Source organism: Nocardia barduliensis, assembly GCF_013315795.1.
In the GTDB taxonomy this organism is placed as follows: Bacteria; Actinomycetota; Actinomycetes; order Mycobacteriales; family Mycobacteriaceae; genus Nocardia; species Nocardia barduliensis.
This window is the reverse complement of sequence record NZ_JABLTE010000188.1, coordinates 1-8,442: the sequence shown is the minus strand read 5'-3', so window position 1 is coordinate 8,442 and position 8,442 is coordinate 1. Positions and strand designations below refer to the sequence as shown.

1 pseudogene is annotated in these 8,442 nt (G+C 71.8%); it reads left to right on the top strand.

The window, feature by feature from the left end:
- Positions 1 to 8,442: pseudogene (locus tag HOV91_RS37610) on the top strand (hypothetical protein); the annotation flags it as partial.

Below are 8,442 nucleotides of genomic sequence, written 5' to 3'. Positions count from 1 at the left end.
CCCAGGGCGCGATCCCGCCCCAAGGGCCGACCGGTAGTCCCACCGAGGGCGGCGCCCGCCCGCCCACCGGGCAGCAACCGCGCTCGGACGATGAGGCAGCGTCGCCTGCGCCGGAACCGAGCGGCGACGGTGGGGCGCAGAAGCCGCCGGAGGACCCGCCGGCTGCCGCGCGTCAGGGCGAGCCCGACGATCCCGACCAGCCGGGCGATGGTGAGCAGGTCGGGCCGGACCTTGTGGCTCCAGAGGCCGAATCCGGCGCTGTTCCGAGCGCTGCACGCCACCAGTCCGGTGAGAAGGATGCGCGCCACGACCCGCGGACGGCGGCGCGTCCGGAGGGCGAGCAGGACCAGCCGGGAGAACCCGAACAGCTCGGGGCGCAGTCCGATCGTCAGGCCGAAGCCGGACCGTCTCCGTCCGCGCGGGACGACGCGCACCGAGCACTCGCCGAACTCGATGAGCTGCACCGGCGAATCGACCAGCAACTCGATGAGCTACTGCGCCGGGCCGGTGCCGATCTGGACCGGAGCAGGCAGCGCGCCCTCGACCGCCTCGCCGAACTCGAAGACGCGATCACCCAGCGGTTCGATGATCTGTCCGCACAGCTGGGTACGGAGGGCGTGCGCACCGAAGGGGAAGCGTCGCCCGAATCCGCCGCCGCGGCCCGCTCGGACGCGAAGCCGGAGGATTCGGTCGAGGTCGGGCCGGAGCGCGGTCGTGAGGGTTCGGACGAGGCTGGGTCAGAGTTCGTTCGCGAGGATTCGAGCGAGGCTGGGACCGAACGCTTCCGCGCGGATTCGGCCGAGGCGGGACTCGGGAGCATTAGTGAGAGTTCGGCTGAGGCGGGCCTCGCGAGCGACCGTGCGGATTCGGCTGAGGCGGGCCTCGAGGGCGACCATGCGGATTCGGCGACGGCGGGACTCGAGGGCGACCGTGCGGATTCGGCCGAGGCGGCGCTCGAGCGCATCCGCACGGAGTTCGACGAGGCGGCCCGCCGCACCGACCAGCAATTCGACGAGCTGCTGCGCGACACGCTCACCCAGCTCGACGGGATCGCGGCGGACCTCGATCAGCACTTCGACGCCGCCGTGGCCCGGCTCGACCAGCTCGCCGCCGGACCGGACCACGCGACGCGGACCTCTCCCGAAACCCAGGCGCTGGACGAACTGCACGCACGCCTGCTGGCCGAGCTGGACGAGATCCACCGCCGCGCCATGGACCGCCTGGACGATCTCGAACGCGAACTCGCCGGATCCAGCGCCGAATCGGTCGACCTGAGCCCGCAGGCCGCGCCACCCGCAGCCAGGGAACCCGTCACGGAAAGTGCCACACGTGGCCGGGACCGTTCGCGCGGCGCTGAGGCCGAGGGGGCGCCTACCGGGACCGCCGCCCAGCCCGCGCGTCCGTCCGCTCAGCGGGATGCCGCCCTGCGCGCATTGGCGAACGCGCAGGCTGGGCTCGCGGCTGCTCGTCGTGGTCTGCCGGTGAACGACGAGGATCTCACGCGGGATGCGTTGGATGACGCGCTCGAGGGTCTGCGTGGGCGCACGATGCGGGTGGACGAGCAGCAACCGTGGCAGCAGCGGATCGCGGAACTGGAGCGTGCCGCCCGGCGTGTGTTCGCTGCCGAGGACGAGCTGGCGCGGTCGGAAGACGCCGTTGCGCAGGCCGATCGTGTGGTCGAGACGTCCTCGGACAACGAAGCCCGAGAACCACTTTCGTCCGCGGCCGACGATGCTGGAGCGCAGGCGGCTCGAGTCGAGCTGTCCGCGGAGAACCAAGGCGGCGATTCGGCTTCACGCGCGGTGGATGACGACGCCGAGGAATCGGCGCGTGCCGAGGCCGGTGCGCAGCCGCAACGCTCGGTCGATCAGCCGGATACGGCGCAAGAGTCGGCGGACCCACAGGCCGAAGGCGACGGCGCGGGTGGTGGCCCGCCGTCCGGGCCGCCTACTCCGCCCGCGAGCGCGGAGCCGTCTACCGGTGGGCGGCCGGACGATCCCCGCCGCACGGGCAATCCGGTGCGCGATGGGGTCGAATTCCTTCGGGAACAGCGCGATTGGCCCAACCAGCGCGATGCGGGCCCGCTCACCGCGGCCGAGGCCGAGCACGTCCGCCGGTTGGCCGAGGCGCTGGGTCTGGACGAGACGTTCACCGTACTGCGTGATCCGCTGGCGGCGCTGGCCGAACTTGCCGAACTCGCCAGGGTGCGCGGTTTCCTGGAGGACGCCGACGGCCCTCGCATGCGCTACCCGGACGATTTCGAACCCCTCACCAGCGAGGAACGCTACGGTGACGAACAGTTCTGGCTGGCTGAGGCGCCCGAGGACGAACTGCGCGAGATACGCGACGACCTGAGCCGCGCGGGCCTGCCGATCGAGGAACCGCGCCCGCCGCAACTGCCCGGGGCACCCACGAACCGTGGTGCCCTTCCCGCCGCCGATCCCGCTGGTCGGCTCGCTTCCGCCGAGCCGACCCCGGTGGAACTGGAAAACCTGGCCACCCACCGGGACGCGGCGGCGCGGGAGCTGGCCGACGCGCAGGCTGAGCTCGCGCAGACCCGCCGTGGTCTGCCGGTGAACGATGAGGATCTGACGCGGGATGCGTTGGATGACGCGCTCGAGGGTCTGCGCTCGCGGACGATGCGGGTGGACGAGCAGGGGCCGTGGCAGGACCGGCTCGCTGGACTCGAGCACGCCGCCCGGCGTGTGTTCGCCGCCGAGGGCGAACTCGCGCGGTTGGAAGACGCTTTGCGTCAGGCCGATCGTGTGGCTGGGCACCGAGCCGCCGACGTGGAACGTTTGACCGCTCAGCAGGATGCGGCTGCGCGAGGGTTGGCCGATGCGCGGGCCGAACTCGCGGATGCTCGCCGTGGCCTGCCGGTGAACGACGAGGATCTGACGCGGGATACGTTGGATGACGCGCTCGATGGTCTGCGTGGGCGGACGATGCGGGTGGATGAGCAGGGGCCGTGGCAGGATCGGATCACGCAGCTCGAGCACGCCGCCCGCCGCGTATTCGATGCCGAAGACGAAGTGGCCCGGCTGGACGACGCCCTCGCACAGGCCACCCGAGCCGCCGAGCAGCACTCCAATGGCGAACTGGACCCGCGCGGGCGTGCGGCCCAGGAATCGCCACACCCCGAGGAGGCGTCCGCCGATCCAGCGTCCCGCGCCCCGCGTCTGGAACCCATCGACCGGACCCGCGACCGGCTCGCGCACCGCTTCGGCCTCGATGAGGCCGATCTGTCGCCGGAGAATCTCGGCGCGACCATCGCCGACCTGCGTTACCGGATCCTATTGCGGGCGGGCGCGATCGAGGCGCTGGCCGCGGCGACCGAGCGGGCCCGCGCCACCAGTCACCCCGACCTGCGCGCGCAGGTGACGGCGACGCGCGACACCTGGGCGCGGCGGCTGCGCATCGATCCCGCGGAACTCGATCGCGATCCGGACGCGACGGTGGCCCAGGCGCGCGCCGCGGTGCGCCGTGACGCGGAAGCCATTGCCGACCTCGCCGACGCCGTCCAAGCCACGCGCGGGCAGACCGGCGCCGAGCCGGGCGAGACCCGCCGGTACACGATCGAGGTCGACGACGAGCGGGTGCCCGCGCGGCTGGTCGCCGACGAGAACGACGGCTGGCGGGTGGAGGTGCCCGAGCGTCTGGACGCGCCCGAGCCGGCCGACACCGCCGTGCCCACACCACGGCAAACGGAGCGGCCGATGTCGCGGTTGCGTCGCCTTTGGGAGGCGCTGAAGGCCGGATTCCGTGGACAGAACCCGAAGTACCCCTCCGGCTCCAGCGTCGACAGCGCGGGCCAGTCGCTGCTCGGCCACGAAGCGGGGCTGCCGCTCACCAAGCACTACGATCCGACACCCGCGCCGGGCGACGAATACGAGGTGCTGCAAATCAAGTTCAACCCGGCCCGCATTCTCAAGGAAGCCGTCACCATGTGGCGGAAGCGGGAACTCGTCCCGCTGCTGAAGCGCCTGACCTCCCGGGTCGCCAGCCGGGCCGCCGAGTACGACACACCGACCAGCCGCGACGGCGAGGAATACCGTTACTGGCTGGAGGAAGCCGATCCGGAGCTGGTGCGCCGGGAACTCGGCGTCGAACTCGAGGAACTGAAGCGACAGGCCGAGGACGCCGCCCGCGCGCTCGCGGCAGCGCGGACCAGTCCGGAGCTGACCGACGGCGAGACGCCCGAGGCCACACCGGATTCGCCGGAGCGTCCCGGCGAAGAGCTGCCCGCCGGCACCGGGGAACTCGCGGACTGGCTGCACGAGCTGTCCGAAGCGTCGGCCCGCCGCCGGGAACTGGCCGACGCCCTCACGGCCGCGGCCGATGCCCTCGGTGTGGATCTCGGCGAACCGAACGCCGAGAACGTCCGCCGGGCCGGGGATCTGCTGCGGTACCAGCAGGTTCGCCGGATCGGCGCGCTGACCGGTCTCGCCGAGGCGTCCCACCGGTACAACGCCGAACACGAGCGGATCCCCTACAGCGACGAGATCGGCTTCTTCGACGCCAACCCGATGAACCGGTTCCTGGGTGAGGTCGTGCGCGCCTTCGGCGGCAATCCCACCCTGCTGAACTGGGAGGGCGTCAACAACGGCGGCGAGCCGAGCCGCGAATGGGGCGACCTCTACGACACCGACCAGCCGGGACAGGACCAGGGTCTGCGCGCGTTCTTCGAGAACGCGCTGCGCCGCGACCAGATCAAGGACGAGCGTTCGGTGTGGGCGCAACTGCTCGGCGCCGATCTGCACGCGCTCGACCCGGATCAGCTGGCCGACGCGCTCGCCGAGGAGATGGACCGTATCCGCGAGCACGCCCGCGGCCTGATCGCCTTCCTCGCCGACGCCGACGAGTTCTTGCGGGCCGACGCCGCTGCGGACGAGCTCACCGGCCTGATCGGCGATATGGCCGGGCGGGAGTGGGTGCTCGCGCAGGGTGGCGTTCTGCTCGAGGACGGCACCGGGCTCGGCCTGGTCCCCGGCGAGCCGGGCGGGCCGATGCGGTTGGTGGTCGTGGACGGCAGGCTCGACCACGACCGCGTCGTCGCCGACGCGCTCGCGGCGCATCCGCGCTTGGCGGAGGCCGTGAACGCGGGCATCATCGAGGTGCGCTATCTGATCAGCGATGTGCAGCCGGGCCGTCCGCTGCCCGGGGGCGGTTTCACTCCGGAACGAATCGCGATCGTCGACGGCGGGGCGACGCAGGTGCGTCACTTCGCCGGTGCGGTCGAGGGACGCGGGCTAAATGTGACCGTGGTCAACGACGGCGACGGCTGGCGCGTCGTGCCCGACGCTCCCGTGGACTCCGGCGCTCTTCCCGCCCAGACGCCGGAACCGTTGTCGCGGGCCGAGATCGGCGCCGCCATCGGCGAACTCGCCGCGCGCCTCGGCCTTACCGAAGCGGAGCTGGGTTCCCCGGACCTGCTCGCCGAACGGCTCGCGGTGCTGCGCGACGAGAACGCGATTCGCGCGGGCCAGATCGAGGCGATCATCGACTACGCACGCACCGCGTGGGACATCGACACCTACCACCAGGTCGGCGACGCGCGGAACCTTCTGGCGCACCGGCTCGGCCTGGAGCCGGCGGAGATGACACCGCGGCGTCTCGCCGGGACGATCGCGGACCCGGCCACCCGTAACGCGTTGCGCCAGCAGCGGGCCGAGGCACTGGTCGGATACGCGAAACTGTTGCGCGGCATGGACCCGGACGCGATCGCCGCCGCCGACGACCGGCTGGTCCGGCGTCTGGACGCGCTGCCGGGAACGGTGCCGATCACCGGCATCGCGCAACTGGGCGAGGTGATCGCCGATCTGGCGCAGCGGCCGAACCTGCATGCGAACCTGGTCGACGCGCTCACCGACTACGCCGACGCTCTCGCCGCCGTCGACGTGTTCGACCCGCGCGAACACGGCGATCAGGCGGTCGACCCGCGCGTGTCGGATGTCGAATTCCCGGTGCACGACAAGGCCGTTCGGCATCTGCTGGACGTCATCGGCGACGTCGCCCACCTCACCGAGGCCCCCGGTCGCCTCGGCATGCTCGACGGTGAGACCGGTATCCCGCCCGGCCCGGACCGGGGAGCCAGCCGTGACTTCGCACGCCTGGTCGGCGTGGACCTCACCGACGCGAGCCCCGAACGATGGGCCGAGGTCTACGAGGTGTACCGCGACGGCAAAATCGACCAGAACGAGCGACTGACGCCCGCCCAGCTCGCCGAGGTACAGGCCGAGCTGCGCGCGGAAGTCGTCCAGCGGGCCGACGACATCGCAGCCCTCACCGACCTTCTCCAGCGCGCCGCCCGCGCCGACTCGGAGCGCTTGTCCGCTGAGCGGGACGCGGCAGCGCGGGAGTTGGCGGACGCGCGGTCCGCGCTTGCGGATGCTCGTCGTGGATTGCCGGTGAACGACGAGGACCTGACGCGGGATGCGTTGGAGGACGCGCTCGACGATCTGCGCGGACGCACCATGCGGGTGGACGAGCAGGGTCCGTGGCAGGAACGGGTCGCGGAGCTGGAGCGTGCCGCACGCCGCGTGTTCGACGCCGACACCGAGTTGACTCGATTGGACGACGCGCTCGATCGAGCCGCCCGAGCTGCCGATCCGCAGCCAGACAATTCACCCGGTCAGCCGGTATCGGAGGACGCGGCCGAGGACTCCGCGCGTGCCGAGGCCGAAGCCGAACTCCAACGCCTGTCTAACCAACGAGATGCGGCAGCGCGGCAGCTGGCCACCGCACAGGCCGAACTCGCGGATGCTCGCCGGGGATTGCCGGTCAACGACGACGATCTGACGCGGGATGCGTTGGATGACGCGCTGGACGATCTGCGCGGGCGCACGATGCGGGTGGACGAGCAGCAACCGTGGCAGCAGCGGATCGCGGAACTAGAGCGCGCCGCCCGGCGTGTGTTCGATGCCGAGGACGAAGTCTCCCTGCTGAACGAGGCAGTTGAACAGGCCGCTCGAGCATTCGCGTCCCACTCGAACGAGTCCACGCCCGAACGGGTCTCGCGTGAGACTCGGACGTCGGCGGATGCGGCGCGTGCGCGTCTGTCCGCTGAGCGGGATGCGGCGGCGCGGGAGTTGGCCGATGCGCAGGCTGCGCTTGCGGATGCTCGTCGTGGTTTGCCGGTGAACGATGAGGACCTGACGCGGGATGCGTTGGAGGACGCGCTCGAGGGTCTGCGCGGACGCACCATGCGGGTGGATGAGCAGGGGCCGTGGCAGGAGCGGCTCTCGCGGCTCGAGCACGTGGTCCGGCGTGTGTTCGATGCCGAGGACGAAGTGGCCCGGCTGGATGACGCCCTCGCGCAGGTCACCCGGGAAGCCGGTGAGCTCTCGAGTGAGCAAGCACCGGTGTCGAGTGCGGCCGAGGAGTTGGCGCGCGCCGAGGCCGATGCCGAGCGTGCGCGTCTGTCCGCTGAGCGGGATGCGGCGGCGCGGGAGTTGGCCGATGCGCAGGCTGCGCTTGCGGATGCTCGTCGTGGTTTGCCGGTCAACGATGAGGACCTGACGCGGGATGCGTTGGAGGACGCGCTCGAGGGTCTGCGTGGGCGGACGATGCGGGTGGACGAGCAGAGGCCGTGGCAGGAGCGGGTGGCGGAGCTGGAGCGTGCGGCTCGGCGGGTGTTCGATGCCGAGGATGAACTCGCTCAGGTCGAAGAGGCGGTGCGCCGAGCCGATCGGGAGCGCTCCACGCATCGTTCTCCGCAGCACGGGGAGCCCGGTTCGCGGGCGGCTCGCGGGCCTGACGACGGCACTGGGGAGGCACCGCGTCCGGAGCGTGACGACGGCGAGGATCCGTCGAACCGCGGCGCTCCCGTGAACCGTGACGACGGTGGGGATGAGTCATCGGGCGGTGCCCGTTCGAACCGCGACGGTGATTCGGGGTCGCCCGAGCATCCGTCGTCCTCGGACCCCGCACGCCCCCGTCGTATGCCGCCGAATTGGGCATTGCGCTCGCGCATCCCGCATCCACCGAAGGACTACGAGTTCGAGATGCCGGGTCCATTCCACAACGAGGTGGAGTCGTGGCCCGTCCCGCTGCCACAGCCGGAACCGCCGCAGCCGCCAGAACCGCCGCAGCCGCCGGTCCCGCCAGAACCGCCGCAGCCGCCGGTCCCGCCAGAACCGCCGCAGCCGCCGGTTCCCCCGGATCTCCCGGTGCCGCCGGAGTTGCCGGTTCCCCCGGATCTCCCGGTGCCGCCGGAGTTGCCGGTTCCCCCGGATCTCCCGGTGCCGCCGGAGTTGCCGGTTCCCCCGGATTCCCCGGTGCCGCCGGAGTTGCCGGTTCCCCCGGATCTCCCGGTGCCGCCGGAGTTGCCGGTTCCCCCGGATCTCCCGGTGCCGCCGGAGTTGCCGGTTCCCCCGGATCTCCCGGTGCCGCCGGAGCTGCCGGTTCCCCCGGAGCCCCCGGTGCCGCCGGATCTCCCGGAAC